Source organism: Aliidiomarina quisquiliarum (genome assembly GCF_023922585.1).
Lineage (GTDB): Bacteria > Pseudomonadota > Gammaproteobacteria > Enterobacterales > Alteromonadaceae > Aliidiomarina > Aliidiomarina quisquiliarum.
On sequence record NZ_JAMFTN010000052.1, the window covers coordinates 1 to 26,835 of the forward strand.

Annotated in this window: 19 protein-coding genes; 11 read left to right on the top strand and 8 right to left on the bottom strand. The window is 46.7% G+C overall.

Features of this window, described 5'->3' with window-relative positions; genetic code table 11:
• The first annotated feature begins 475 nt into the window (after nt 1-475).
• Nucleotides 476-2,170, top strand: a complete 1,695-nt coding sequence (locus M1L23_RS13650; protein ID WP_252627988.1) for a DEAD/DEAH box helicase — start codon at nt 476-478, stop codon at nt 2,168-2,170.
• Between the two features lie 34 nt (nt 2,171-2,204).
• Entirely contained in the window at nt 2,205-2,756 is a 552-nt protein-coding gene (locus M1L23_RS13655) for a superoxide dismutase family protein (protein ID WP_252627989.1), read from the top strand.
• On the opposite strand, the gene M1L23_RS13660 is transcribed toward M1L23_RS13655, so the two are convergent.
• The 5 genes from M1L23_RS13660 to hemC all read right to left on the bottom strand — a co-directional run bounded on the left by M1L23_RS13660 (nt 2,753) and on the right by hemC (nt 12,121).
• Entirely contained in the window at nt 2,753-6,325 is a 3,573-nt protein-coding gene (locus M1L23_RS13660) for a translocation/assembly module TamB domain-containing protein (RefSeq protein ID WP_252627990.1), read from the bottom strand. The two genes, M1L23_RS13655 and M1L23_RS13660, sit on opposite strands and share 4 nt — an antisense overlap.
• Nucleotides 6,322-8,016, bottom strand: coding sequence for an autotransporter assembly complex protein TamA (locus M1L23_RS13665; RefSeq protein WP_252627991.1), 1,695 nt, complete (start codon nt 8,014-8,016; stop codon nt 6,322-6,324). The genes M1L23_RS13660 and M1L23_RS13665 overlap by 4 nt, the downstream gene beginning before the upstream one ends.
• 69 nt (nt 8,017-8,085) lie before the next feature.
• On the bottom strand, nt 8,086-9,243 hold the full coding sequence (locus M1L23_RS13670) for a heme biosynthesis HemY N-terminal domain-containing protein (RefSeq protein ID WP_252627992.1): 1,158 nt from the start codon (nt 9,241-9,243) through the stop codon (nt 8,086-8,088).
• Nucleotides 9,236-11,167, bottom strand: coding sequence for a uroporphyrinogen-III C-methyltransferase (locus M1L23_RS13675; RefSeq protein WP_252627993.1), 1,932 nt, complete (start codon nt 11,165-11,167; stop codon nt 9,236-9,238). Before M1L23_RS13675 ends, M1L23_RS13670 begins: the two co-directional genes overlap by 8 nt.
• A complete protein-coding gene (gene hemC / locus M1L23_RS13680; RefSeq protein WP_252627994.1) occupies nt 11,168-12,121 on the bottom strand; it encodes a hydroxymethylbilane synthase in 954 nt (317 codons plus the stop codon).
• A 196-nt stretch (nt 12,122-12,317) separates the two neighbouring features.
• Between hemC and lptM the strand changes: the two genes are divergently transcribed.
• From lptM to xerC, 5 genes are read left to right on the top strand one after another with little or no spacing between them, the layout of a single operon-like run.
• Nucleotides 12,318-12,464 (top strand): LPS translocon maturation chaperone LptM, encoded by a 147-nt coding sequence (gene lptM / locus M1L23_RS13685; RefSeq protein WP_252627995.1) that lies wholly within the window; start codon nt 12,318-12,320, stop codon nt 12,462-12,464.
• Nucleotides 12,465-12,473: 9 nt separating this feature from the next.
• Nucleotides 12,474-13,724: a diaminopimelate decarboxylase gene (lysA, locus tag M1L23_RS13690; protein WP_252627996.1), complete on the top strand. Its 1,251-nt coding sequence runs from the start codon at nt 12,474-12,476 to the stop codon at nt 13,722-13,724.
• 31 nt (nt 13,725-13,755) lie between these two features.
• The gene (dapF, locus tag M1L23_RS13695; RefSeq protein ID WP_252627997.1) at nt 13,756-14,583 is read left to right on the top strand and encodes a diaminopimelate epimerase; all 828 of its coding nucleotides are present in this window, start codon (nt 13,756-13,758) and stop codon (nt 14,581-14,583) included.
• Nucleotides 14,580-15,278, top strand: a complete 699-nt coding sequence (locus tag M1L23_RS13700; RefSeq protein WP_252627998.1) for a DUF484 family protein — start codon at nt 14,580-14,582, stop codon at nt 15,276-15,278. Before dapF ends, M1L23_RS13700 begins: the two co-directional genes overlap by 4 nt.
• A 1-nt stretch (nt 15,279) precedes the next feature.
• On the top strand, nt 15,280-16,173 hold the full coding sequence (gene xerC, locus M1L23_RS13705; protein ID WP_252627999.1) for a tyrosine recombinase XerC: 894 nt from the start codon (nt 15,280-15,282) through the stop codon (nt 16,171-16,173).
• Between the two features lie 16 nt (nt 16,174-16,189).
• On the opposite strand, the gene M1L23_RS13710 is transcribed toward xerC, so the two are convergent.
• Complete coding sequence (locus M1L23_RS13710; RefSeq protein WP_252628000.1) at nt 16,190-16,789, bottom strand: hypothetical protein; 600 nt, start codon at nt 16,787-16,789, stop codon at nt 16,190-16,192.
• 92 nt (nt 16,790-16,881) lie between these two features.
• Between M1L23_RS13710 and M1L23_RS13715 the strand changes: the two genes are divergently transcribed.
• Together M1L23_RS13715 and uvrD are read left to right on the top strand one after the other, a co-directional pair.
• Nucleotides 16,882-17,601: an HAD-IA family hydrolase gene (locus M1L23_RS13715; protein WP_252628001.1), complete on the top strand. Its 720-nt coding sequence runs from the start codon at nt 16,882-16,884 to the stop codon at nt 17,599-17,601.
• 74 nt (nt 17,602-17,675) lie between these two features.
• Nucleotides 17,676-19,844: a DNA helicase II gene (gene uvrD, locus M1L23_RS13720; protein ID WP_252628002.1), complete on the top strand. Its 2,169-nt coding sequence runs from the start codon at nt 17,676-17,678 to the stop codon at nt 19,842-19,844.
• Between the two features lie 28 nt (nt 19,845-19,872).
• Here uvrD and rarD read toward each other — a convergent pair whose 3' ends face one another.
• On the bottom strand, nt 19,873-20,796 hold the full coding sequence (gene rarD / locus M1L23_RS13725) for an EamA family transporter RarD (RefSeq protein ID WP_252628003.1): 924 nt from the start codon (nt 20,794-20,796) through the stop codon (nt 19,873-19,875).
• A 1-nt stretch (nt 20,797) separates the two neighbouring features.
• Nucleotides 20,798-21,256, bottom strand: a complete 459-nt coding sequence (locus M1L23_RS13730) for a thioesterase family protein (RefSeq protein WP_252628004.1) — start codon at nt 21,254-21,256, stop codon at nt 20,798-20,800.
• Between the two features lie 104 nt (nt 21,257-21,360).
• Here M1L23_RS13730 and recQ point away from each other — a divergent pair, with 104 nt between their 5' ends.
• Together recQ and M1L23_RS13740 are read left to right on the top strand one after the other, a co-directional pair.
• A complete protein-coding gene (recQ, locus tag M1L23_RS13735; RefSeq protein ID WP_420840643.1) occupies nt 21,361-23,220 on the top strand; it encodes a DNA helicase RecQ in 1,860 nt (619 codons plus the stop codon).
• 239 nt (nt 23,221-23,459) lie between these two features.
• The gene (locus M1L23_RS13740) at nt 23,460-26,696 is read left to right on the top strand and encodes a TonB-dependent receptor (protein ID WP_252628005.1); all 3,237 of its coding nucleotides are present in this window, start codon (nt 23,460-23,462) and stop codon (nt 26,694-26,696) included.
• The last annotated feature ends 139 nt before the right edge of the window (nt 26,697-26,835 follow it).

Below are 26,835 nucleotides of genomic sequence, written 5' to 3' on the forward strand. Positions count from 1 at the left end.
CCAGGGTAGGTCAGGCACCGCCTGACGAATAGAGGCATGGCCTGCCGTAAAACGTGACCACCCACCCAAACCATCGCATGGCCTATCGTTCACCAATGGTGCGGCGTAAGGCGGTGCCTTACCTACGATTTGGCTGCTAAGGCTAGATTTAACAAACAAACAACAACAGTTTGTGTTGCGTCCTGTTAGAATGCGTGTCCGCTTGGGTAACTAAGTGGAACAGAATGACAGTGGTCCCCTATCTTGCAGGCATTCAAAGCCTGGCAACTTTAAGAAGCGGTGCAGCAGTAAGCACCCGCTCACATGAGAACAGGGTCTAAGGGGCAGTTGTCAGTTGCGTTCATTAGGAACGCCAATGCCCAGCCTTGGTTCTATCAGCGCCCCTCGCGGTTTGCGCGAAAGCGATCTGTATGCCGAGTCTGATTTAAAATGAGTTTTCCGTCTTCGGTGGCGGTCGTTTATTAGTGGGAAAAATATGACTGAATTTAATACCTTTTCAGCTTTGGAATTACCAGAGCCAATTTTACGAGCTATTTCTGAAATGGGTTACACCAACCCGACACCAATTCAGCAACAAGCTATTCCAGCCTTGCTAGAGCACAAAAACGTTTTAGGTGAAGCACAAACAGGAACCGGTAAAACGGCTGCCTTTGGTTTGCCTGCGCTTGCCAATATAGATACGACAGTACGCGGCGCACAGTTATTAGTAGTTGCACCTACCCGTGAGCTGGCCTTACAGGTGGCTGAACAAATTGAAGCCATGGGAAAACATATGCGTGGCTTAAACGTGGCGACTATTTACGGTGGTTCGGCTTACGGCCCACAAGTTAAATTACTTCGTGGCGGTGCACAAGTTGTTGTTGGTACACCAGGCCGTTTAATGGACCACTTGCGTAAAGGCACCTTGTCGTTAAGCCAGTTAAAAGTAGCTGTACTTGACGAAGCCGACGAAATGTTAAATATGGGCTTCTTAGAAGACATTGAATGGATCATGGAGCAGGTTCCAGACACAGCTCAGCGCTGCTTATTCTCAGCTACTATGCCACCACAGATTCGCAAAATTGCAAATACCTTCTTATCTAACCCAGTGCATGTGAAAATTGCCTCGTCACAAGCAAATAACGCGAATATTACGCAAAAAGCTTGGCGTGTACAGGGTTTAACTAAAGACGCTGGTTTAGAGCGTATTTTAGAAACTAGCGATTATGAGCTTGTACTAGTGTTTGTACGCACACGCCAAGACACTTTAACCCTAGCGAGCCATTTACGTGACCGTGGTTTTGCTGCTGCAGGTTTGAATGGCGACATGAACCAAGACCAGCGTGAAGCAACAGTTAACGAATTGAAAGCAGGTAAAGTTCGCATTCTAGTAGCAACCGACGTAGTTGCTCGTGGATTAGACGTGCCTGGTGTAAGCCATGTTATTAACTATGACTTACCACAAGAAGCAGAATCATATGTTCACCGTATTGGCCGTACTGGCCGTGCAGGTCGCTCAGGTGAGTCGATATCGTTTGTTCGCCCACGCGAAATGCATATGCTGAAGCGTTATGAGCGTTCAACGAATGGTACGATTGAAATGATCGATGTACCACGTGGTCGCGAATTAACTAAGCACCGTATTGGTAAAGCCCAAGAAGCACTGGTTGCTTTAATGGACAGACCTAACATGACTGAAATGGCTTCGTTACTTAACCAGATTGTTGAAGGTTCAGAACGTACTTTAGAAGAAGTTGCCGCCGCTTTGTTATATGAATTCCAAAAGCAGCGCCCTCTTATTGTTAAAGAAGAGCCAGCACCTCGTCGTGAGCGTAACGACTTTAATTCACGTGGTCGAGATGAGCGTGGCGGACGCCGTAGTGAGCGCAGCGAACGTGGTGCCCGCTTTGACAATAAAGGCAGGGCTCCTGTTCGCGAACGCAAACCGCGTATGAATATCGAGTTTGATACGTACCGCTTGTCGGTAGGTAAAGAGCACGGTGCTCGCCCGGGTGACCTCGTCGGTGCAATTGCTAACGAAGGTAACTTAGACAGTAAGTATATCGGCGAAATTCAATTATTCGACAAGCATGCGACAGTGCAGTTACCAAAAAGCTTGCCAGGTGAAGTTTTACGTAAACTGCAAAAAGCACGTGTTCGTCAACAGCCGATATCTATTACATTGGCGTGATATAGTAGTCTCTTCTTAACCGAGGAGACTTCCTATGATTAGACAGATCGTTATAGGGCTCGCACTGGTTGCGGGCCTTTCTGCTTGTAGCGCTGACCATAGCGCAGCACACCACCATGAAATACAGCCAGGTAGCTTGGTTGCCCATTTAAACCCAACTGCCGGGAATGAAGGCATTCAAGGCCAGGTGATGTTTCACCAAACAGGCGACAAAGTACAAGTTACCGTTCATATTGAAGGCTTACCTAGTAATAGCACCCATGGCTTTCACGTGCATGAGTATGGCGACTGTAGCGCGCCAAATGGTACGTCTGCCGGTGGCCACTTTAATCCAAGCAATATGAACCACGGTGCCCCGTACGATGCTGAGCGCCATGTGGGTGATCTGGGTAACTTGGTGTCTAATAGCAACGGCATTGTGGAATACGAAGTTGCCGATAGTCACCTTGCCATGAGCGGCGCACAGTCAATTGTAGGGCGCGCAGTGATTGTTCACGCCCAAGCTGATGACTTAACCTCACAACCTGTAGGAAACGCCGGAGCGCGTGTTCTATGTGGTGTGATAGGGGTAGCAAAAAGCCTTTAACGCTCAATACTATAAAACAGGTCGGCACCTGAGCCTAAGGTGCCGGTTTGTGTTTCAAAGCTTAGGTAGTCGGTTAATCGATAGCGGATAAAAAAGGTATTTACCGGCTCCACAAGCCCAATGCCATACTTCACATAAAGACGTGATGATAGTTGCTTCCCTATATAGAGTGACGCACTGTCTAGCGTATCACCCGCATCAAGCATGATATCGTCAACACCTAAACTAGTACTTAAGCGCTCGCCTAATAGGTTTCCACCCTGCATGCCCAAAGCTAAACTTGCTTTTAACAGCATGTTTTGGTCTTCACCCGTTTCTTCGCCAAAACCGCGGCCAAATATTAAATAAGAAAGTACCTCAGCGTCTTGCATAGTTGGGGTTGAAAATAGGCTTAAGCTGGGTTGTTGTAATGAACCCCCAACGCGAGCACCAACGGTTACTTTTTCAATGTCGAAAGCACGACTAACCCGCAAGTCTAAGCCCGGGTTTGAAACTGCACCGCCTGTGAATACTAACGCGCCACGATCAATGTTAAGGGACTGCCCATATAGTTCATAACGCCCCGACTCTACCTTAATATTGCCTACAGCGGTGGTGTCTTGGTTGGGCTTTTCAATAATGCGAATACGCCCCGCTAGCCGGCCGTCGAAGCCATAGGCTTGTACTTTGAAATTGTCGCCTAAGGACATTTGTATATCTATATCGGCAATACTTTGCGATGAATTTTGCCAAAGGGTTTCTTCGCCGCGTAAAATTATTGTGTCTGTTGAAGCCAACTCTACGGTTTTGAAGTCGGGTGGAGTTATAAGGGCTTTGGGTACAGTAATGTTGCCGCGTACTCGCATTAAGTTAGGACCTATTTCTATTTGCGAATCTGGGCTAACTACCAATAAAATTTCGCGGCTATTCATAGCCGTAAAATTCTCACCCACCAGGTGCAATTGTGAAATATGAGTGGCTAAGTCGTATTGTCCTACTAATTGCAGCTCACCGGCACCTGAACGAACACTACCTGACATGGTAAAAGGCTGGCCAATTTGTACTGGCGATTGAATGCTAAGGTTAAGCTGCTTGAGGGTAAGTCCTGCAGAAGGCACTTCTGCACCCGCACCATTAAGTGCTAATTGGCCAGCAATGGCAGGTTTCACCAATGGTCCCTGCAGTTGGAAGTGGCCGTTCAGCTCGCCTTTCACATTTTGAATATCGGGTATAAGCAGGCTAACAATATTCAAACTGGCAAAATCTAAGTCTATTTCGGCATTTATTGTAGGCTCTTGAAACGGAGAGTTGATGGCAAAAGCACCAATAATTCCACCGTCTACCGCGTCGGTACCAATAGTAATCCGGCCATCTAATCTATTTTCGTTGCCATGCAACTCAACAATATTACTCGCTCGAAGCACTAAATTAACGTCTTGATCGGGTAGTTCTAAATGTGTTTCGTGTAAATACACATGGCCTTGATAAGAGCGCGTATAGCCCTGCTGGTTATAATGAGCCTCGACGTCTAAACTGCCTTGTGCGGTAAGCGTGCTAGGCAACCATGGTTTGAATAAATTTAGGGCAATATTGCTCATGCTGAGGTCTGCGTTAAATACACTTTCTGCAGGTAACCATTCTAAACCCGCACATAGCTTGGCTTCATGGGAGTTTACCGTTAAACAGAATGGGCTCACCAGTGCAGAACCATCGGCAAAGGCAAAGGCTGTTGGTGCGTTTAATTGCCAATCACCAAGGTCTGGGTAACTAAGCTCTAATTGCTCTACTGTGCCTTGCCAAGCACCGTTCAGCCATTCACCGGTTACTACCGTTGTAGCGTCTAAATTTGCACCAGAGCCCTCTAGATGAGCGCGGTAAGCTGTGTTTTGACTGAGAGTAAGCTTGGCAGATGTTGCTGGCAAACCATTTTCTTGGGCGAAATCAACAATTGAAAGTTTACCAAGCGGCAGCTTCTGCAAGCTTGCGTCAAACCAGAGATCTGCATTTAAGGCCGCGAAGCTAAAACCATCGAACTGCAACTGTGCTGCGTTTAGCAGCAATGTAAAACTATTTAGGGTGCCACTGCCCGAAGCCTGCAAGTGACCTTCCCCAAGCGCAAGAGCAAGGTTTTCCAATAAAAGATTATTGTTATCGAAGGTGGCTTGGCCTGTAAAAGCCAGCGCTTGCTGGTCAACGGTGGTGTTTAGTTTAGTTATATTTAGCTGGGCATATTGTAGGTTGTCACTCCATTCGCCTTTAATATGTAAGGAACTGTTTAATAAGCTGCTTTGCAGGTATTGCTGAATATTTTGGGGAAGCATAAGGCGATCAAGCTGTAGTGCATCTGTTTCAAGGGTGAAATTCCAAGTGGGAATCGTATGCCAAGCGGCAAAACCCGACACACGAATAGCGCCTAGTTCAGTTTTCAGCTCTAGCAACAAGTCGTCTACCTGACGAAAATTACCCTTGTAATTAAGCGCCATAGCTAATTGTGGATAATCGCGCCATTGGGTATCGCCTTCCATGGCAATTATTAACTTTTCAGGAGTGATGTGTGCATTGCCATATACTTGAGCGTCTAAGCCAAGCTCACTAGCTTGGATAGAAAACTGAGTCAGTTCGGCTTTGTTTTCGGCAAAAATGCCGTTTGCTTGTAAGGTAATTAAGCCATATTCATGGGAAACCCCAGTAATAAGTAAATGGCCTACGGCTTCTTGCAGATCACCGCTGCCATTAAACTGCACGGTAAAATTACTAACATGTTGGTGTACGCTTGGGTGGTTTAGCTCATAAAGAGCGGCGTCTAGTTGCCATTTAGGTGTGCCAGAAAGAAGTTGTTGGGCTTGGCCTGTTACTAAAGCGGCAATACCACCTTTTGCTTCAATAGAAAAATTTAGTTGGTCGAGTACGCTTCCCTGTAGTTCAATTTGAGTAGCGACACTGCCAATATCAGGCAAGTCGGTGTGTAGCTCACCCTCAACACTAATAGCATAACCGTCGTGCGGGCTTAGTTTAGCTCGTAGTTGTACGCGGCCTTCAGGAGCGTTGAGTTGAAAGTCATGTAAGCGCAATTGATTGTCTTCATAACGTCCCCGCGTTTGTACTCGATGGATAAGGAATGACTGCTCGCCCATTTGCAACGTGGTGTTTTCTACCAGCAGGTGGTCGAAACGAATACGCATATTAATGTTTATATTCGGTAGCATAATAGGCCATGCTATTGGCGCGGATTCACTTTCAGTATCGGGCAAATTAATATGCATGCCGTTAATGTCGATAATTCTAATATGAAATTGGTTTTGTAATAGTTGCCAAGGACGCCAACGAAAACGAACTTCGTTAAGCTTAACAACTTCACCTGCGGGCAAACTAACAAGTACCTTATTAAAGGTAAAATCACGCAGTAAGGTACCTTCAAAAGACTCAAACTGAACCCAATCTTGTACCCAGCGGTGGGCCGTATTTACAGTAAAACGACTACCCGCTTGGGTGCTAAGTAAAAACAATAGCACTACAATCAGTGACAAAATTGCTGCCAATAAGTAAGTGAACGCTTTGCTGAACCCATACCAAAAAAGGCGCTGCATCATAAGTCTGGCCCTATGGTTAAGTGTAAGCGTAGCGAATCGCCGGGGTCAGAAAGCCCTGAAGCAAAGTCAACGCGTACTGGCCCAATAGGACTTTGCCAACGAAACCCAACACCAACGCCAATTTTAAAAGAGTCACTGACGTCGTTAAAGGTATTGCCCGAATCAATAAAGGCTGCAAGGCGCCAATTAGGCTTAATTTCGTAGTCGGTTTCAACGCTGCCAACAACAATATTGCGTGCTCCCTCAACTTCGCCACGGTCGTTACGTGGCGAAACAGAACGGTAGGCATAACCTCGTATACTGCGGTCGCCACCGGCGTAAAAACGCAACGAGGTAGGCACCTGGTCAAAATTGCTGGTCATCGAAGTGCCCACTTCCGCTCGGGTAATAAAGCGTACGCGCTCGGTAATTTGCGAAACATATTTAGCGTAAGCAAGGGTTTGTAGAAAGTCTGAGTCTGAAAATAGCTCTTTGGTGGCACCACGCACCGTTAAAGAAAGCCGCCAGCCGTTGGAAACATTTAATCTATTTGCCGTATGCACCCGTGTCCATTGGGCGCTAGGTATTAAATACTGGGTTTTACGAACATTACCGTCTAGGCGGTCGCGCTCGTCTTGCCAATCAACCGAAATAATTTGTTGCACGCGCTCGCGTTGGCTTTGCCAGCTTGCACCATAAGTAAATCGTTCCGATTGTACAGTGCTAGTATTTTCGTCGGTCCATAATGCCCGTAACACATACTGATCAGCTTGTGGCCGAACCCCTGGAAACGTATAGCTAGCACCCACACTGGTAAGTATTTCAGACGCTTGTACTTGGGTGCTAAAGCGGTGTCCGCGAGCGTTTACCCAGCGTCTACTCTGTTCAAACTTTAGCCTTGGCCCAGTGTCGGTACCGTAACCAATACCTGCTTGGTAGTGAGTGCGCTTATTTTGCTCGTACTCAATATTAACTGGCACGCTAAAGTCGTCGCTGGCCGTTGCCCAAAGGGGCTGCACTTCAACACGGCTAAAGTAGTTACTGTCGGAAAAACCAAGTTGTAATTCAAGTAAATCGTTAGCTGAAACGTAGTCGCCCTCTTTAAAACCTATAAAACGGCGCATTACGTCGTCATCTAGATGCCCAGGCGAAATAAAAATTTTGCCGTACCGATACCGCGGGCCAGTGTCTAACACCAGCACAATATCGGCCGTGTAGCTGGCTACGTCGATACGTAATTCATGAGTGGAAAATTCGGCCTGATAATAACCGCGTTCAGAAGCATGGCGCCGAAGGCGTGATTTCGCGGTTTCATAATCCGCATGACGCAAAGGGGTGTTGGTTACTAAAGGTAGCTGGTCTATAAGCGTATAAAAAGTGGCATCTTCATGGCCAGGGCCCGCTATGGTTATAGTAACATTGCGAATAGGAATAGGCTCGCCAAGGATTATTTTATAGTTGGCATACCAATTGCCGTTTCGTTGTTCGAGACTGGCAGTATAGTCGTAGCGATAATATCCATACGGTGACAAAGCGCGCCGAAATTCTCGTCGGGCTTGGTTATGTAAATAACGTAGGCGGCCTTCACCGGGAGCTACTTTGCTGTGGTGCTCAAAAATACTTAAAAGGTGTGTTGCATTAGTTAAAGCGCGGCCATTAAGGCCTTCAATGGTTACATAAACACGCGCGGGCTCGCTTTTTTCTGCGGCCATAGCTGTACTAGGTACAAGAAGTATTATGCTTACAAGAGCGATCCACACTACGCGCAAGTTGTTCTCCTGCTACCGTTGGCCACTTGCTTTTCGGAACGCTTGTAAAGCACCTTCAGGTTTGTTGGCAGCCAACAGGGTTTCCCCAAGTAACCGATAGGTATATTGCTCTGGTTGAATAAGCAGCGCTTCACGCAAAGCTTGTTCTGCCAGCTCATATTCTTGGTCAATAAAACGGGTGGCAGCATATAGTGTTAGTGCATCAACATTATCTGGATCCGCCTTAACTTTCTGCCCAACCCACGTATGTAAAGATTCGTCTTTCGCCCATAGCTCAGGCGACAAGGCTATAATTTCATGAATATTTAGTTCGCCTCGTTTTAGGCCTCGCTCGGTTACTTTAGCGGCTACTGCGTGGTGGCCTTTCATTACGAGCACTTCAATATAAGCGATACGGATAGCTGGGTTGCGGCGCTCTGCCTTGCTTAAGCTTTTCCATTTCTGTTCAAAACCAGCAAGAGACAACTCTGCTCGGAATAAAGCTTGAAAACAAAGTCGCTTGAGCTTATGCAAGCGTATTGGTGGCAATGCTTGTTGTTGTTCAATACGAGGCAATAAGTCACGCAAGGTTGCCCAGTGTTCAAACCGAGCTAATTGTTCGGCAATAGCACGCCATAGCGCGGGAGTGAGTTTTTTTCGGCTACTTAACCCTTCAGCCAAACTTAAGGCTTCGGCTGCGTCGTTGGTGTTTAGCAAACGTAACACCTCTAAACTTTCACTTTCAAAGCCAGCTATGCGCGCTTCAGTTAATAATCGGCGCTGATCGTCGTTTGCACCTGCTTCGCCATAGGCAGCGGCAGCTAAAGCATAGGCCAGCTGTGGGTCGGGGTGATCAAACTTACTTTTGTCTGCCAACTCTGCGCTGGCTTGATAGTCTCGGTTTAACCAAGCGTCTAATGAGGCCCGTAGGTTTTTAATGGCTTTACGTTCACGACGAACTTTTAGCCAACGTTTGGTCCATAACTTACTGTGCAATAAGCGTTTAACCAAAGTGGCAATAAACCATATAACAACAACTACCAGAACAAGTAATAATACAGCCACAACCAAACTGGTTTCTATTGTATAGCCAGCGGCTCGCACCAAAACATAGCCAGTACTGCCACTCCAAAAAGGAGCAATAACAAGACCAATAACAATAGCTAAAACAATTAGGCTGTATTTAATCATTGTCGCCCTCCGTGGCCTGTTGTGGTTTACTTTCTAGGTCGCGCAAGCGTTCACGCAACATAGCGCGCGACAACAGGTTAGTGGGAAATTCGGTTACTATGGTTAAATTACGTACCGAATTTAAAGCCGCCAGAAAGTGCGTTGTCTTTAAATCCGCTAAATCGAAGTAGGTGGTTACCAATTCATGTACCTCGTTTAGAGTTGAGTTAAACACGTCTTGCTGGTGACGGTTTAAAGCTTGCTGAGCAAGCTGTAACTGTAATTCTAAGCGGCTATTCAAGGTTAAGCGTTGCTCTTGATTTAAACGTATGGGTAAATCTGCGTCGCGTTGAATACGCACTAAGTCAGCACTAAATGATTTCCACGCATTGGCTAAGTTATCACGCCAATCGCGAGTGTCTGCAGAAACTTCAGCCGGTTCGCGGTCAATTATGGCATGAACATCAAACTTCATGGGTAAGCCCGCTATTTGGCGCTGCATATCTTGTAGTTGCAGTAAAACGCCTGAATAGTCTACTGCAGGTACGGCAGCGACCATGGCAATGTCGCGCTCTAACTGATCGATAATGGTCTGATAATTTGAACGGTCGTCGGCTAGTATTTCTTTTGCCACGGTTAATAAACTCAGCGCTACGGCAGGGTCGCCATCAATACTTAAGCGCTGTACGGCAATATTTACTCGGTCATAGGCTTCACTCAGTAACCAACCGTCGGCCTTGCGACTTTCCGACGCCCGCACACGTTGACTAAGGCGTATTAAGTCTTGCTCTTGCTGTGCAACCTGCTGGCGTAATCGGCTTTGGTGAGACTCTTGTTGAGCACGTAACTCGGAAATTTGTTGCTGTTGTTTTTCGCCTTGCTTGTTAATGCGTTCATTGGCGTCTTGCTGTAAACGGGCCGTTAAGCGGGCTTCAAATTCAGCGTCGGTGCGTTGCGCTGCAGACAGGCGATTGCGTAAAGCGTCAAATTCTTGCTCGGTAGCACTTACGAGAGCAGTTTGCTGCTGCCATAAATACCAACCGCCAGCACTAAGCGTAAGGACAGAAAGCAAAAGAATAAAAATGAAAAAACGAGTCCAGAAGCGCGACTCGGAGCGGGGTTTAGCTTCTTTGGGTGCAGTCGGCTTGGTTTCTTCAGGCTGTGGTATGGTTTGTGCTGTCATAGGCGTCACTGTTTTTATCCGTATAGTAGCGGCCACTAAGTCATCGGCCATAGCGCTCGTAGCAAAGTGAATATGCGGGCTTGTTACACCAAAATCACGCAATACTTCAGCAATACGTTCACTCGGTACCACCCAATGGCAAGACTTTGCCCAGTCAGAAAGCCCTTCTTGCTGCAAGTAGGCGGTGAGTAATTCTGCCTGCTCTTTACTACTGACAAGAATGCGGTCAATTTGTTCGAACCATTCGCTAGCAATTTTAGCCGCCGTGTTTTCTTTGGGCACGCGCTCATACACGCTGGCTATGGTTACGCTAGCACCCCGTTCAGTCAGCGTATCAGGGATAATACTACGGCCAGGGGTGCCATTAATAATTAGCCATTGCTCATTCTCAACCTGCTGAAGTTCAGTTAAGGCTAATAAGGCGTCGCTATTGTGTTCTAAAGTGGGCCAAGTAACCGGTTGTTTGGCACGGCTTAACAAAGGCTCGCCGGTGCCCGGGCCAACGCTGAAATAGTGCTTGTTTGCTTGTGGCCAAGCGTCGGTAGCAACCACCTGCTCAAAAAAACGTACAGCATTAGGACTAACAGCAACAATGCCGTCCCAACGAGTTTGCAGCCAGAGTTCTTTTTCGGCGTCGCTTGGCGTTAGCGCATTAATATCCACCATGGAATGACAGTAAGGATTAAAGCCACGCTCGCGTAGTTTTAGCTCGAGTACACTTTGCTCTTGTTCTGCCCGGATAATTAATACGCCACGACTCATTTACTCGTCCTTTGCTTCATATACGGCTTGAAGAATTTCGCCCGCACCTTGGGCTAACAATAGTTCGGCCACGCGTTTGCCTAAGTTTTCAGCGTCACTGCGGGGGGCTTTTAATTCAGCCCGAATAATTTGTTCACCGTCAGGGCTGCCTACTAAACCACGTAACCACACATGGTCGCCTTCTAGTATGGCATAGGCACCAATAGGTACTTGGCAACCACCTTGTAAAGTTCTATTCATTGCTCGCTCGGCTAACACGCAGTCACTGGTGTCGCGGTCATTTAATGGCTTTAATAAGGCTTTTATGCGCTCGTCATCGCTACGACATTCAATGCCTAAGGCACCTTGGCCATTTGCCGGTAATGAGTCTTCAACAGACAATAGCGACGTAATACGGTCTTCCAACTCTAAACGAATAAGGCCAGAAGCGGCTAGAATAATAGCGTCAAATTCACCTTCGTCGAGTTTCCGTAACCGTGTTTGCACGTTGCCGCGCAAGTCTTTAATAACTAATTGCGGGTATTTAGCTGCAATTTGGCAACGTCGACGCAAGCTACAGGTACCAACAATGGCCCCAGCGGGTAAGTCGGCCAGCTGCTGATATTTATTAGAAACAAAAGCGTCGCGCGGGTCTTCACGCTTGGTAATGGTTGCTAGTTTTAGCCCTTCAGGGAATTCTACCGGTAGGTCTTTCATAGAATGTACGGCAAGGTCGGCTCGGTGTTCCAGCATAGCTACTTCTAGTTCTTTAACGAAAAGGCCCTTACCGCCAATTTTGGCCAGTGGCGTGTCTAAAATAATATCACCACGCGTACTCATAGGCAGTAGCGTGACAGCTAAGTCGCTATGAAGCGACTCTAACTGGGCTTTAATATGCTCGGCTTGCCACATGGCTAGCATGCTTTTACGAGTTGCTATGGTTAGTGTTTGTTTTTTACTTTGTGTTGAGGTCATTGAACAGCCATCACCGTATAGTTGTATTAAACCGTAGTTTAAATGTGTGTTGCATGTTTTTTGTTCATTTAAGCTTCCGCCAGTTCACTGAATGTTGTTTTGTAAACGTCCGAATGACGTATGACGAGATGATCGGATGACAAACAGCCCTGTGAATGCGATTATGAGCTTCTTTTAGCCTAGTGTAACGTTACTTATGATAAAACGCACGAGCCTAGCGGTGTTGCTTTTTTTACTGGTGTTGTCGGTGGCCGGGTGTGGTCAAAAAGGCCCGTTGTATTTGCCGGAACAACCACCGGCAAACGACACCCCTTCTACTGAACCTTCTCCGCCGGAGACGTAATAAAACTTTATGTCAGATTTTTCCTTAAAAAATGGTGTGCTACATGCGGAGTCGGTTTCGCTGCTTGAGCTCGCTACAACCTATGGTACGCCTTTATATGTATACTCACGAGCTGCCATAGAACGCCAATGGCGAGCCTTTGCCGAGTATTTACCTGAACCACACCGAGTGTGCTTTGCCGTAAAAGCCAATAGCAACCTTGCTGTGTTACAAGTGCTGGCCCGTTTAGGTGCGGGCTTCGATGTGGTGTCTGGCGGCGAAATTGCACGAGTATTAAAAGCCGGTGGCCAAGCGCAACGAATTGTTTTTTCTGGCGTGGCCAAGTCCGACACAGAAGTTCGTGAAGCACTACAGTTAGGTATTGGTCAGTTTAATGTAGAAAGCCGCAGTGAACTTGAGCAAATTAACCGTATTGCCCTTGAACTTGGCGTTGTTGCTGCTATTAGCTTGCGGGTAAACCCCGACGTTGACGCTCAAACCCACCCGTACATTGCCACTGGTTTAGAGCAAAACAAATTTGGTATTGCCATGGCAGAAGCTGTCGCTAGCTATGAGCAAGCAGCGCAGTTACCGGGCTTGAACATTGTTGGAGTAGCCTGTCATATAGGTTCGCAACTTACTCAAATACAACCCTTCCTAGACGCTATGGACCGCATGCTTGACTTAATAGAGCAACTGGCAGGCAAAGGTATTCAAGTGCAACATCTCGATATGGGGGGCGGGCTGGGAGTTCGTTATGGCAAAGAAGCGCCACCACCGGTTAGCGACTATATTCAAGCGCTGCTGCATAAATTATCTACCCGTAAGCGGCAAAGTCTTGCGCTTTACTTAGAGCCGGGGCGCGCTATTGTAGCTAATGCTGGGGTATTACTTACGCGGGTTGAATTGCTGAAGTCGAATAAAATAAAACACTTTGTAATGGTTGACGCGGGCATGAATGATTTGTTGCGGCCCTCGTTGTACCAAGCCTGGCATGATATTGTGAATGTACAACCACGCCAAGGCTGCTCCATTCAAGGCGATATTGTAGGGCCCGTTTGCGAAACTGGTGACTTTTTAGGTCAAAACCGCTCGCTTGTTGTACAGCCGGGTGACTTGCTTGCTGTTATGAGTGCGGGCGCCTATGGTTTTACCATGAGTTCTAATTATAATTCGCGCCCACGACCAGCAGAGGTCATGGTAGATAGATCGGACACATACTTAATTCGCGCCCGTGAAACACGAGAAGATTTGTGGCGCGGTGAGTCGCTAATTCCCTGAAGGACACAGAGAAGAACATAAAGGCAACTGAATGCAACTTCATTTTTCTAAAATGCATGGGTTAGGTAATGACTTTATGGTGGTGGACAACGTCACCCAAAATATATTTTTTAATCCAACCCAAATAAAACAATTAGCCGACCGTAATTTAGGCGTAGGGTTTGATCAGTTATTATTAGTTGAACCGCCCTATGACCCCGATGTAGATTTTCACTATCGTATTTTTAATGCCGACGGCACCGAAGTAGAACAATGCGGTAATGGTGCCCGTTGTTTTGGGCGTTTTGTACGCATGAAAGGGCTAACCAATAAAGATGAAATTACTGTTTCAACCAAAAGTGGTGTTATTAAAATTCGGCTTGATGGTGAAAATCAAGTAAGTGTCGATATGGGCAAGCCGCGATTAGAGCCCCATGCCATTCCGTTTAAAGCGAATAAAGAAGAGCTAACCTATATTTTACGAGCAGGCGAGCAAACGTTTTTGTGTGGCGCCATAAGCATGGGTAACCCGCACTGTATAATGTTAGTCGACAATGTGCAGCAGGCACCCGTATTGGAAGTGGGCGCTTTGTTAACTAAACACGAACGTTTTCCAGCCGGAACAAACGTTGGCTTTATGCAAATTACCGGTGAACGCAGCGCTCAATTGCGCGTGTTTGAACGTGGCGCAGGTGAAACACGAGCCTGCGGCACAGGTGCTTGCGCGGCGGCTGTGTGGGGCATATTACAAAATAAACTAACTTCACCAGCAACTATTAGCTTGCCTGGTGGCAGCTTAACTATTACTTGGCAGCGCGGCCAAAGTGTATGGATGCGTGGGCCAGCAGAACATGTATACGACGGACAATTAACCTTATGAGTGAACAAAAATCGACCGCAGCAGAGCTTATGGGCAATATACTCGACGCTGAAATGGTGGTGGAATATTTAGAGCAGCATCCGAACTTTTTTGAACAACATGGGCATTTGTTGTCGCAAATGAACCTGCGTCACCAACAAGCAGGCTCTATTTCCTTAGTGGAACGCCAACAGCGTATTTTACGTGAACAAATTGCGGCACTGCAGGAAGAAATAACCTCGTTAATGGTAAATGCAAGGCGTAGCGAGAAGATTTTCAAAGGCTATAGCGCACTTTATGTACAGCTATTGAAGTGTGAAACCATAGACGATGTGCTGGCTAGTATGAAAGAAACCTTCCAGCAAAAATTAGCTTTGCCCGAGTTGTCGTTGAAGTTTTTCGACAGCCCTATCGAACTAGCTGAACAGTATTCATTTACTTCCGACACGCATAAGCAGTTATTAAGTAAACGCTTTGCCAATGGTAGTGTTTATTTAGGCCGGGTAAGCAAAGAAGAGCAAAAACTACTGTTCCGCGACGAGCAAGTAGAGTCGGTGGCCTTGGTTTTGCTTGGCAATAACCAAGAACTAGGAATGCTGGCGTTTGGCAGCAAAGACCCAGCCCACTTTGAACCTGAAATGGACTACTTGCTTATTACCCAGCTGCAAGCGCTATTAAGTGTAATTTTGCCAAGGCTACTGGCGCAAACGGACTAACATGATGCAAGCAGAGGTCGAGCGTTATATTCAATACTTGGCCGAAGTACGTAATTATTCGCCCCATAGCGTCGATAGTTATCGGCGCCAATTAACACGCGTAACCCGTGATTTAACCGGCTTTGGCATAACCTCGTGGTCGCAACTTAAGGCTCCGCATGTAGAACAGCTAGTATTGCAGTGGCGGCGAAAAAGCAACGGTATTTCTACCATTCAACAACGCTTGTCGGCGCTGCGCTCATTTTGTGATGACCTGCTACGCAAAAACATTTTAAAAGCAAACCCGGCGCGCCAAATACAAGCACCTAAAGCACCCAAGCGGTTACCCAAAAACCTTGATGTAGACGGGGTAATGAAGCTGCTTGATATTGCCCCCGACGACCCGCTAGCGCTGCGCGATCGCGCCATGTTCGAGCTGTTTTATAGCAGCGGTTTACGGCTCGCTGAATTGGTAAGCTTAAATGTAAACGACATTCACCCAGACCGAGAGTTACGAGTGGTGGGTAAAGGCCAAAAAACGCGTATTGTGCCGGTGGGGAAAGAAGCCCAGCGTTGGCTAGAGCTGTGGCTTACAGAGCGCAGTAACTGGGCTGGCGCTAGCGACCCCGCACTTTTTTTAAGTAATCAGCAACGCCGCATTAGTGCTCGGTCAGTACAACTGCGGTTACGCAAGTGGGGCATTATTCAAGGTGTAGCCGATAACGTTCACCCGCATAAATTACGACACAGCTTTGCTACCCATATTTTAGAATCAAGCCGCGACTTACGCGCTGTGCAAGAGCTGCTTGGCCATGCCAATTTAAGCACCACGCAAATTTATACCCAAGTTGATTTTGCCCATTTAGCGAAGGTATACGACGACGCCCACCCACGGGCCAAAAAGAAAGACTCCTAGTTTTTACTAATCAAGATTAACGGTCTAAAGAAATATAAACTTCATGGGGTTCGCCATCGTTTTTTGTTGTCATGGTCGTTTCACTGTTTGTACCATACCAATCTTGTGTTACGAGAACTTTTTGTAAATGCATAAGGCCCATAAAGTGATGCCCTTCAATATGGGTTTTAATTTGGCAAACAGAGCTCTTGCATTCAATAGCTACTACATTAAAGCTTTCAAGCTCTTTTGCATGTAAGGCGAAAAGGTCTTTTATTTGCTGCACTGCTGTATACGACCAATCGGTATCATAGTCTTCATCATAAAACTGGGTGGTATAGTCTGTCACTTGCTGTTGCAGTAATGCCGCCACATCAGGAGTTGGTTCTAACTCCAATGCTGCTTGGTTATCAATAACGGGCCCAGGGGTTGCTGCGGTGGCGATAGTGGTAGGTTCAGGCTCCAGCTTTTCAGCGTTCGTACTTAAAAACTCAGCGTTATTGCCAACAACGTGCTCAGTGCTTGCTGAAATGGCAGGCGTGGTTGGTTCTGACTTCAGCCTTTGCTGATCGAAAAACCAGCCGATGAGTACAAGACTAATGAGTACAATATAAATAAAGTGGGTGCGCTTACTCATATCTTAATGTCCGTTTGCATTATTCTATCCTTAGTGAGGTATTCTAGGTTAAAAGCATGAACATAATAGAACATAATCAACGAGGAAATAAAATGTCTTGGCAAATTCATCGCCGTTTAGAGCCTATCCGTGTGTTAAGTTTTGATCTTGACGATACCTTATATGCCAACGCGCCAGTTATGGTGAAAGCCGAACAGTATTTGGTCGACTTTATTGGCGCGCGTAGTCCTGAGTTGGCGGGTGTTAATGTGGAGCAGTGGCGTAGTTTGCGCCAACAAATGGCAGCGGAAGACGCTGAGCTTGGTAGTGACATGACCGCCTTGCGCTTAGCTACTTTTGAGCGTGAGCTGGCCAAACGTAACGTTGTTAATGCTGAAGCCATAGCCAAAGAAGCCATGGAAGCGTTTTTTGTCGCTCGAAATCAAGTGGGTATTGAGCAAGGCGTACATGAGTTGTTAGCGCTGCTAGCAGAAAAATATACCTTAATTGCAATTAGTAATGGCAATGCCGACATTCACCGCATTGGCTTAGGTGACTATTTTGCCGCAGCTTTCCGGCCCGGCCAAGGCGTTCGTGGCAAACCTTTCACCGATATGTTTGAAGTTGCAGCTGAAAAAATTCAGCTGCAACACCCAAGTCAAATGCTGCATATTGGCGACCACCCCGTTAGCGACGTACAAGGTGCACTCCGCTTTGGCGCCCAAGCGCTGTGGTATAACTCGCCGTTCAAGCCTGCAGAAGGTATACCAGCAGTTACGTGGCTGCCCCACGCTACCATCGATAACTTGCAGGCCTTGCGGGCACTGCTGTAAACCGACTACTGGTTGCATATACAGCCGTAGGCCAGTAAACTTGCGCCAGTATTTCACAAATAAATAGGCAGGCTATGGACGTTTCTCATCTTCTCGACGGTATGAACGATCGCCAGCGCGATGCTGTTAGTGCAGATGAGCGACACATGCTGGTGCTAGCGGGCGCAGGTAGCGGTAAAACCCGTGTATTAGTGCACCGTATTGCGTGGCTTATTCAAGTTATGCAGTATTCGCCCATGTCGATTATGGCGGTAACCTTTACCAATAAAGCAGCGGCTGAAATGCGTGGCCGAGTGGAAAAACTACTAGGTCGCGATGTACGTAGTATGTGGCTAGGCACTTTCCATGGCCTTGCCCACCGGTTGCTGCGCGCTCATTACCAAGACGCGGGCTTGCCGCAAAATTTTCAAATTCTCGACAGCGACGACCAACTACGCTTGGTGAAGCGCAGCATGCGCGCCTTAAACATTGACGAAAAACAATGGCCAGCAAAACAGGCCCAGTGGTATATCAACGGTAAAAAAGACGAAGGTTTACGTGCGCAACATATCGACGCCTTTGATATCAATGATAAAACCCATAAAGAAATATATGCCGCTTACCAAGAAGCCTGCGACCGTGCGGGGCTGGTCGACTTTGCCGAACTGTTATTGCGAGCCCATGAACTGCTGCGCGACAACAAATATGTGCGTGAGCACTACCAAAAACGTTTCCGCCATATACTGGTAGACGAATTTCAAGACACCAACCAAATTCAATATGCCTGGGTGCAAATGCTCGCCGGAGCGAAAAACTATGTAACCATTGTGGGCGACGACGACCAATCTATTTATGGCTGGCGCGGTGCGCAAGTTGAAAACCTACAGCACTTTTTACGCGACTTCCCTAGCGCTGACACAGTACGGCTAGAACAAAACTACCGTTCTACCAATATTATTTTACAAGCGGCTAACGCCGTTATTGCCAATAATGACGACCGCTTAGGTAAAAACTTATGGACTGAAGGCGAAGAAGGCTCGCCCATTTCTTTATACGGCGCCTTTAACGAACAAGAAGAAGCCCGTTACATTGTGTCGCGTATTATGCAGTGGCAAGAGCAAGGTGGTGCTTTAACCGACGTGGCGCTGCTGTACCGTAATAACGCCCAGTCGCGAGTATTAGAAGAAAGCCTGCTGTATGCACAAATGCCATACCGAATTTATGGTGGTTTACGATTCTTTGATCGCCAGGAAGTAAAAGACGCTCTTGCTTATTTGCGCTTGATCAGCAACCGCAACGACGACGCTGCTTTTGAACGGGTGGTAAACACACCTACTCGTGGCATTGGCGAGCGCACTATTGGTTTATTACGTGAAGCGGCAAAAAATGAAGGGCTTACCCTTTGGCGTGCTGCGCAAACATTAGTAAATGAACAAGTATTAACGGGTCGGGCAAGTTCAGCGGTGGGCTCGTTTTTAACCATGATCAACGATCTTGAAGAAGCTACCAGTAACTTATCGCTTTCAGCCCAAACCGATAAAGTGCTGCATGGCAGTGGCTTGCTGGCCATGTATCAGGCTGAAAAAAGTGACAAAGCCGAAACCCGGGTAGATAACTTAAAAGAGCTAGTAAGTGCCACCGAAACCTTTGTGGCTACGGGTGAAGAGGGTATGACTCCGTTAGCTGAATTTTTGTCACATGCGGCACTAGAAGCCGGCGAAGAGCAGGCCGACGCACACCAAGACGCGGTGCAGTTAATGACCTTGCACAGCGCTAAAGGCCTCGAGTTTAAACTTGTATTTATGACCGGCATGGAAGAAGGCACCTTCCCTTCATTGCAATCGACCTCGGAATCGGGACGGTTAGCAGAAGAGCGCCGCCTTTGTTATGTAGGTATGACCCGAGCCATGGAGCAGTTAGTACTTACCTACGCTGAAACCCGTCGTTTATACGGGCAAATGAATCACCACCGGCCTAGCCGCTTTATTGGCGAGCTGCCCCCCGACAGTGTTGATACGGTGCGTTCGCAGGCACGAATAGAAGCACCTGGGCAAGGTCGTAGCCGTTTCCATACCGGCGCTTCCCATGAAAGCTTTGTTGAAACAGGCTTTAGGCTTGGCCAGCAGGTACTGCACAGCAAGTTTGGTGAAGGCACGGTATTAAATTACGAAGGTAGTGGCACCCAAAGCCGCATACAGGTTAACTTTGAAACGGGCAGTAAGTGGTTGGTGGTGGCTTACGCACGGTTAATGCCGCTTGATTAATTGGCTTTAATGTCATGCCGTGCATGGCCTACGACCCAACTTTAACAGTGTTTGCTTTTAAAAGTCGGTAGGTGCGAATTGCGTCGTAGGAATAAAGTGCCAAAGCGCTCCAAATAATAGCAAAGGTAAGTAGGCGCTCTAGCTGTAATGGCTCGTCATAAATAAACACGGCCAAGATAAACATTAGGCTAGGGCCTATATATTGGAAAAACCCCAAGGTGGAGTAGCGTAGCCGCTGTGCTGCCGCGGTAAAGCATAATAAAGGCAAGGTTGTTACAACCCCCGCTAGTATAAGCAACAAGTTTAATTGCCAGGTATTAAGCAACATATTGCTGGCGCTACTTTGCGCAAAGAAGAAAAAGTAAACCAGCATTACGGGCAACATTAAGGCTACTTCTAGCCACAAGCCGGTTAATGAATCAAAAGGTAGCTTTTTCCGCAAAGCACCATAGGTAGCAAAAGACCCGGCCAACACCAGCGCTATCCAAGGAATAGAGCCAAAGGTAAATAGTTGTAACAATACGCCAGCTAACACCAGCAATACGGCAACCCATTGTAATTTGCGCAAGCGTTCGCCAAATACCAACATACCAATTGCCACATTTAACAGCGGATTAATAAAGTAACCTAAGCTGGCATCTAGAATAAAGCCGTTGGTTGTCGCCCAAATAAATAAAAACCAATTGCAGGCAATAAACATGGCAGCTAGGCCAAGTAAAGCAAGTTTTTTCGGCTCTTTAAAAGCGGCGGATATTTGCTTTATTTTTTTGCTCACAACTAGTAAAAGAAACACTAAGCCGAATGACCAAAATACTCGATGAGCAAGAATTTCTAGTGCAGGCACCTGACTAACTGCTTTAAAGTAAATTGGTGCAATGCCCCACATACTGTAAGCCGCAGCAGCAAAGAACACGCCCTGTTTGGTACGTTTTGCAAACGCGTCTGTTGTCATGTTAACCCACTAAATAAGTGCCAGTACCAAAGGCAATGTGTTCGCCTTCTTCATTATGCATTTCCATACGAGCGACAGCTACTTTGTTCCCTGAGCGAATAATCGTAGCGGTGCAAATAAACTCTTCGCCGCGGCCTGGGCGTAAATAATCAACGCGTAAGTCAATGGTGCCGCACTTAGCTACTTTTTGCATGATTTCTTCAACGGAAGCTTTGCCCGCCAAGCGTTCTACTAAACTAGCAATTACCACAGCACCGCCGGCCGTATCTAACGCTGTAGACGTCACGCCGCCATGTAAAATACGTTGCGGCATGTTACCAATCAGTTCGTTTTTCCAACGAAAGCGAACTTCAGACTGCTGCCCAGAAAATTGCGTAATCTCCAAGCCCAATAGCTGTTGAAAAGGCACTTGCGAGTTCATATAGTTTGAAATTTGAGCGACTAATTCTGTAGTGGGCATAAGCCATGGTCATTGTTGTGCGGGACGCCTACAATAGTAATCAGTTTCACCCAAGTCAACCGACACCTCTTCGCAGGTTTTTTAATTAAGGGTAGTACATTAAAGTGGTTTACAATGGTGCAGCACAAGTGGCGGCCGTTGCTGATGAAAACAGCGACGCTTCATTAAACGACGCCCTTGAAGTATTACAAGACGTCTTTGGTTATAAAACCTTTCGCTATGGACAGGCTGAAATTATTCGCCAAGTACTAGCGGGCGGTGACACACAAGTTTTGTTGCCAACTGGTGGGGGTAAGTCGCTTTGCTACCAGTTGCCTGCACTGCTTTTACCTGGGCTTACTCTGGTTATTTCCCCTCTAGTGGCGCTGATGGACGATCAGGTCGCTGCCTTGCGGGTGCTTGGTATAAAAGCAGCTGCTATTCATTCAGGTATGCAGCCCGTAGAAGTGTTGGCGACCTTAAAAGGCATTCAAGAGGGCGAAGTAAAGCTACTCTATTTGGCGCCAGAACGAGTATTACAAACCCACTTTTTAGAGCGCTTGCAAGGGTTACGTATATCGTTAATCGCTATCGACGAAGCGCACTGTATTTCTCAATGGGGCCACGACTTCCGCCCTGATTACGGCCAACTAGGGGTGCTGCGCCAATGGTTGCCTGGGGTACCTATTTTAGCGCTTACAGCCACTGCCGACGCGGTTACCCGCACCGACATTCTTGAGCGTTTACAGCTTACCCAGCCCCATTTGGTGCAAGGCAGTTTTGACCGTCCCAATATTCGTTATTTAGTACAAGAAAAATTCCGCAAGAAACCACAGGTGGTTGAATATGTGCGCAAGCAACAAGGCGCGTCAGGCATTATTTATTGTGGCAGCCGCAAGCGCACTGAAGAAATAGCGGAAAAACTGTTGCGCGAAGGCGTTAAAGCTGCGGCGTATCATGCGGGTTTGTCGCATGAATTAAGAAAAAACACGCTGTATCGTTTTTTGCGTGACGACTTACATGTGGTGGTGGCCACGGTTGCTTTTGGCATGGGCATTGATAAACCTAACGTGCGCTATGTTATGCACTACGACTTACCCCGAAGCGTGGAAGCGTATTACCAAGAAACGGGCCGGGCTGGCCGCGATGGTGCTCCGGCAGAAGCCATTATGTTTTACGAGCCCAATGACGCGGCATGGATTCGCCGCATGCTTAACGAACAAGAAGAAACACCACAAGTAATGGTTGAACGGCAGAAATTTCATGCTATGAGTTTATTTGCTGAAGCACAAACTTGCCGCCGTTTGGTATTACTTAATTACTTTAATGAATTTCGTGAAAAGCCCTGCATGAATTGCGATCTTTGTTTAAGCCCGCCAAAACAATATGACGGTACTGAAGACGCACAAAAAGCATTAAGCTGTGTTTATCGCACTGGCCAACAGTTTGGTGTGCAACATGTGGTTGATGTATTACGCGGCAGTAAAAACCAAAAGGTTAAAGAGTATAATCACGACACAATTAGCACCTGGGGAATAGGTAAAGATAAAAGCCCAGAGCATTGGGTGTCGGTATTACGCCAGCTTATTCACCGTGGTTTGTTAGTACAAGATATTCGCTTTCATAGCGCGCTGCGATTAACCGAAGAAGCCCGGCCAATATTACGTGGTACCGTGTCGCTTACTTTGGCCGAGCCGCGCTTACAAGGGGTGCGTATCGACGAGCAAGTCGAAGCTCGTGGGCAGCACGATAAAGCCTTATTCCGCCGCTTGCGAGCACTACGTAAGCGTATTGCAGAAGAAAACGAGTTGGCACCCTATATGGTATTTAGCGACGCAACCTTGCAAGAAATGGCATTGTTACTGCCTACTTCGAATAGTGAAATGTTGGCGGTGTCCGGTGTTGGTAAAATTAAATTAGCTCGTTATGGCGCAAGCTTTATTGCCGAGATATCTACTTATCTATTAGAAAATCCACTTTCTTAATTAAATTAACTTTGTCATATTTCTATCACCATCTACATTTACTATGGGCTTTTAAAGATTACAAAGGAGTTAACTTCAGTTAGTGGTTTCAAAAACTCATAATAAACATGAAACTGTACAAAATTTATCATAGAATACGCATGTTTCTAGTTCTTGAGGGTGATGATAGGTGGTACTCACCCTGCGGCATAGTTCATAGAAGCTCCTAGTTTTCACACACAACTATTCAGGTAAATCGCATGATTAAAATGAAACTGACCCGTATAGCGACCGTAGTAGCGCTTACTGTGGGTCTTTCTGGTGTCGCTATGGCGCAAACATCGTCTTCAATGCGAGGACAGATTGTTGGACCAGCGGGCCAAGTAATCGCAGATACACGCATTATAATAGAACACGTTCCTTCAGGAACGCGTACAACAGCGGTAACAAACGAAGCAGGTGCGTTTGTTGCTGGTGGCTTACGTGTTGGTGGCCCCTACCGTGTACGAATCGAGTCGGACACTTTTGAAGGGCAAACGCTGGAAGACATTTTCTTACAGTTAGGTGATTCATACCGTTTAAACGCACAGCTTGAACCACGCGTTGAAAAATATGAGCGTATTGCAGTAACTGGTCGTGCAGTGAACTTCACCTCGTTGCAAGCTGGCTCATCAAGCACATGGGGCGAAAGTGAAATTCAAACACTACCTACTTTTGACCGTGACTTGAAAGATATTGTACGACAAAACCCATTAGCTACAGACCTTGGTGACGATAACCGCTCACTAACGGTTGGTGGTAATAACCCACGCTACAACAGCATTACAGTTGACGGCATTGGCCAAAACGACGACTTCGGCTTGAACTCGGGTGGTTACCCAACCAACCGTTCGCCTATTTCTATCGACGCCATTGAGCAGGTTTCAATTCAATCAGTGCCATTTAATGCGCGCTACAGTGGTTTTACTGGCGCACGTATTAACGCGGTAACTCGTTCAGGTACCAACGAGTTCTTCGGCTCTTTATTCTATGAGTATGCTGGCGACAACTTAGCTGGCTCACCAAAAGTAAGCCGTTACGAACCAAACCGTGACGCACCAGAGCTTGACTATAAAGAAGAAAGCATTGGTTTTAGTGTCGGTGGACCATTGATTAAAGACCGTTTGTTCTTCTTTGCTAACTTTGAAAAATATAAAGAGCCAACATCAATTGCACAAGGCCCTGCCGGTTCAAGTGCTATTGAAGCAAAAGACATTGACCCAAGCGTTATTAGCGAAGTACAGCGTATTGCCCGTGATGTTTATGGCGTAAACGCCGGTGACTGGAATGTACAGCCTGATCAGAAAGACGAAAAGTACTTACTGAAGTTAGACTGGAACATTAACAACGACCACCGTGCTGCGTTTACTTACCAGCGTGCCGATGACGAAGCTGCGAATAACACCAGAACAGGTGGTAACACCAACCTGAACTTAAACTCGCATTGGTACACACGTACACAAACCATGGACAACTTTGCCATGCAGTTGTTCTCTAACTGGACAAACAACTTCAGCACAGAGTTCAAAGCTTCGATTAAAGACGTGAAAACCGACCAAATGCCTTCATTAGGCAAAGAAATGGGTCACGTTACTGTTCGCTTTACCGACGCAGAAAACCCAGCAGGTGGTGAAGGTCAAATCAATATTGGTCCTGACTATTCACGTCACTTAAACAAACTAGACACCAAAACTACTGAAATTCAATTGCACGCCGAGTACTTGTTAGACGCGCATAACATTCAGTTTGGTATCGAACACCAGAAAATTGACGTGTTCAATGCGTTCGTTCAGCGTTCATTAGGTGAGTTTACTTTTGACAGCTTGGCTGACTTTGAAAACCAATTTGCTAGCCGAATTCAGTATCAAAACGCCTACACTAACAACGCTAATGACGGTGCCGCAGAGTTCGGTTATGGCAGCACAGCATTATATGTTCAAGACTCTTGGGACGTTACTTGGGACTTAACACTAAACTTCGGTTTACGTTATGAGCGTTACTTCTCGAATGACAGACCTGCTTATAACCAAAACTTCTTCGACCGTTATGGCTTTGAAAATACCAATAACCTCGACGGTATCGACTTGTTATTACCACGCTTTAGCTTTAACTACGAGTGGACAGATAACTTAACCGTTCGTGGTGGTGTTGGCTTATTTGCTGGTGGTCGTCCGAATGTTTGGATTTCAAACGCCTATTCAAACGATGGTGTAACTATTGTTTATGCTAATAACCGCAACAACTATGCTGGTGCAGACATTGCCAATGTACCACAAGAAATGCGTGACGAGCTAAAGGCTGGCGACGGTAACACAACGCCAATCGATCCGAACTTCAAAATGCCATACGACACCCGTTATAGCTTAGCCTTTGACTATGAAGACCTGAACTTAGGTATGTTAGGTCAAGGTTGGTTTGCTTCTGCCGAGTTCATTTATACGAATAAAGACCGTGAAGTATCATGGACGAACTTAGCTAAAGCACCATTGCTAGATGCAAACGGTAATCAAGTTACGTCTATGGGCGGTCGTCCATTATATGTAAACTGGGACCCATTAAAAGGCCCACGTCCAGACACCATTGGCGGCTATAATACGAACCGTTTCGATATTATGCTAACCAACGTGTCAGGTGGCGATAGCTTAATTTCTACCTTTACTATGGGTAATGCTTGGGACAACGGTTTAAGTGTTCGCTTTAGCTACACTAACCAAGACGTAACCGACATTACTTCAGGTGGTTCTTCAACCGCTCACTCGAACTACAGATACCAAACTGCAGTAGACAAAAACTACGCTTCTGTAGGTCGTGCGTCGTATGAAATTGAGCACCGCTTCATGGCAAGTGTGAACTATACAACAGAGTTCTTTACTGGCTATAAAAGCCACATGAGCCTGTTCTGGGACCGTGCTTCTGGCCGTCCATACAGTTATGCACTTAATGCGTTCCGCTTCCGTGGCTTCGGTGACGGCAGCTCAAGCAGCCTAGACAGCAGCACCAACTACCTGCCGTATATTCCAACTGGGGCCGACGATCCTAACGTTCGTTACGAAGGTGGGTTAACATACGCAGAGTTTGCTACATACCTTGAAGCCGCTAACTTAACTAAGTATGCCGGAGGTTATGCAGTACGTAACGAAGGTAATCGTGGTCCTTGGAATACCAACCTCGACTTCCGTTTCGAGCAAGAAGTACCAGGATTGTTTAACAATCACCGCGGTGCTATCTACGTCGACATTCGTAACGTGTTAGCTATCTTCACAGATAATCAACGCCATACGGTTCGTAACGCCGACACTGGTATTAGCTTAGTAGACATTGACATTGACACTACAACCGGACAGTACATTTACAAGCGTCCGTTTGGTGGTTTCGACGAAACGCCACGTAGCGCAACTTACTATAACGCGCGTGCTTCTACCTGGACTGCAAAAATCGGTGTTCGCTACCGCTTCTAAGCAGTACGCACGAAGCTAAATTAGCTTTAATGCAAATAAAACGGCTCCTAAGGGAGCCGTTTTTTTGTTTGTGGTTTACGGAAATACAATTGTTATTTATAGCGTGCAAATACCTGCACAAAAAAGCCCTGCTTGATGG

What these genes read in the sequence shown, in the direction of transcription:
- M1L23_RS13650 (WP_252627988.1), top strand. Translation starts at nt 476, where the DNA reads ATGACTGAATTTAATACCTTTTCAGCTTTGGAATTACCAGAGCCAATT.
- M1L23_RS13655 (WP_252627989.1), top strand. Translation starts at nt 2,205, where the DNA reads ATGATTAGACAGATCGTTATAGGGCTCGCACTGGTTGCGGGCCTTTCT.
- M1L23_RS13660 (WP_252627990.1), bottom strand. Translation starts at nt 6,325, where the DNA reads ATGATGCAGCGCCTTTTTTGGTATGGGTTCAGCAAAGCGTTCACTTAC.
- M1L23_RS13665 (WP_252627991.1), bottom strand. Translation starts at nt 8,016, where the DNA reads ATGGCCGCAGAAAAAAGCGAGCCCGCGCGTGTTTATGTAACCATTGAA.
- M1L23_RS13670 (WP_252627992.1), bottom strand. Translation starts at nt 9,243, where the DNA reads ATGATTAAATACAGCCTAATTGTTTTAGCTATTGTTATTGGTCTTGTT.
- M1L23_RS13675 (WP_252627993.1), bottom strand. Translation starts at nt 11,167, where the DNA reads ATGAGTCGTGGCGTATTAATTATCCGGGCAGAACAAGAGCAAAGTGTA.
- hemC (WP_252627994.1), bottom strand. Translation starts at nt 12,121, where the DNA reads ATGACCTCAACACAAAGTAAAAAACAAACACTAACCATAGCAACTCGT.
- lptM (WP_252627995.1), top strand. Translation starts at nt 12,318, where the DNA reads ATGATAAAACGCACGAGCCTAGCGGTGTTGCTTTTTTTACTGGTGTTG.
- lysA (WP_252627996.1), top strand. Translation starts at nt 12,474, where the DNA reads ATGTCAGATTTTTCCTTAAAAAATGGTGTGCTACATGCGGAGTCGGTT.
- dapF (WP_252627997.1), top strand. Translation starts at nt 13,756, where the DNA reads ATGCAACTTCATTTTTCTAAAATGCATGGGTTAGGTAATGACTTTATG.
- M1L23_RS13700 (WP_252627998.1), top strand. Translation starts at nt 14,580, where the DNA reads ATGAGTGAACAAAAATCGACCGCAGCAGAGCTTATGGGCAATATACTC.
- xerC (WP_252627999.1), top strand. Translation starts at nt 15,280, where the DNA reads ATGATGCAAGCAGAGGTCGAGCGTTATATTCAATACTTGGCCGAAGTA.
- M1L23_RS13710 (WP_252628000.1), bottom strand. Translation starts at nt 16,789, where the DNA reads ATGAGTAAGCGCACCCACTTTATTTATATTGTACTCATTAGTCTTGTA.
- M1L23_RS13715 (WP_252628001.1), top strand. Translation starts at nt 16,882, where the DNA reads ATGTCTTGGCAAATTCATCGCCGTTTAGAGCCTATCCGTGTGTTAAGT.
- uvrD (WP_252628002.1), top strand. Translation starts at nt 17,676, where the DNA reads ATGGACGTTTCTCATCTTCTCGACGGTATGAACGATCGCCAGCGCGAT.
- rarD (WP_252628003.1), bottom strand. Translation starts at nt 20,796, where the DNA reads ATGACAACAGACGCGTTTGCAAAACGTACCAAACAGGGCGTGTTCTTT.
- M1L23_RS13730 (WP_252628004.1), bottom strand. Translation starts at nt 21,256, where the DNA reads ATGCCCACTACAGAATTAGTCGCTCAAATTTCAAACTATATGAACTCG.
- M1L23_RS13740 (WP_252628005.1), top strand. Translation starts at nt 23,460, where the DNA reads ATGATTAAAATGAAACTGACCCGTATAGCGACCGTAGTAGCGCTTACT.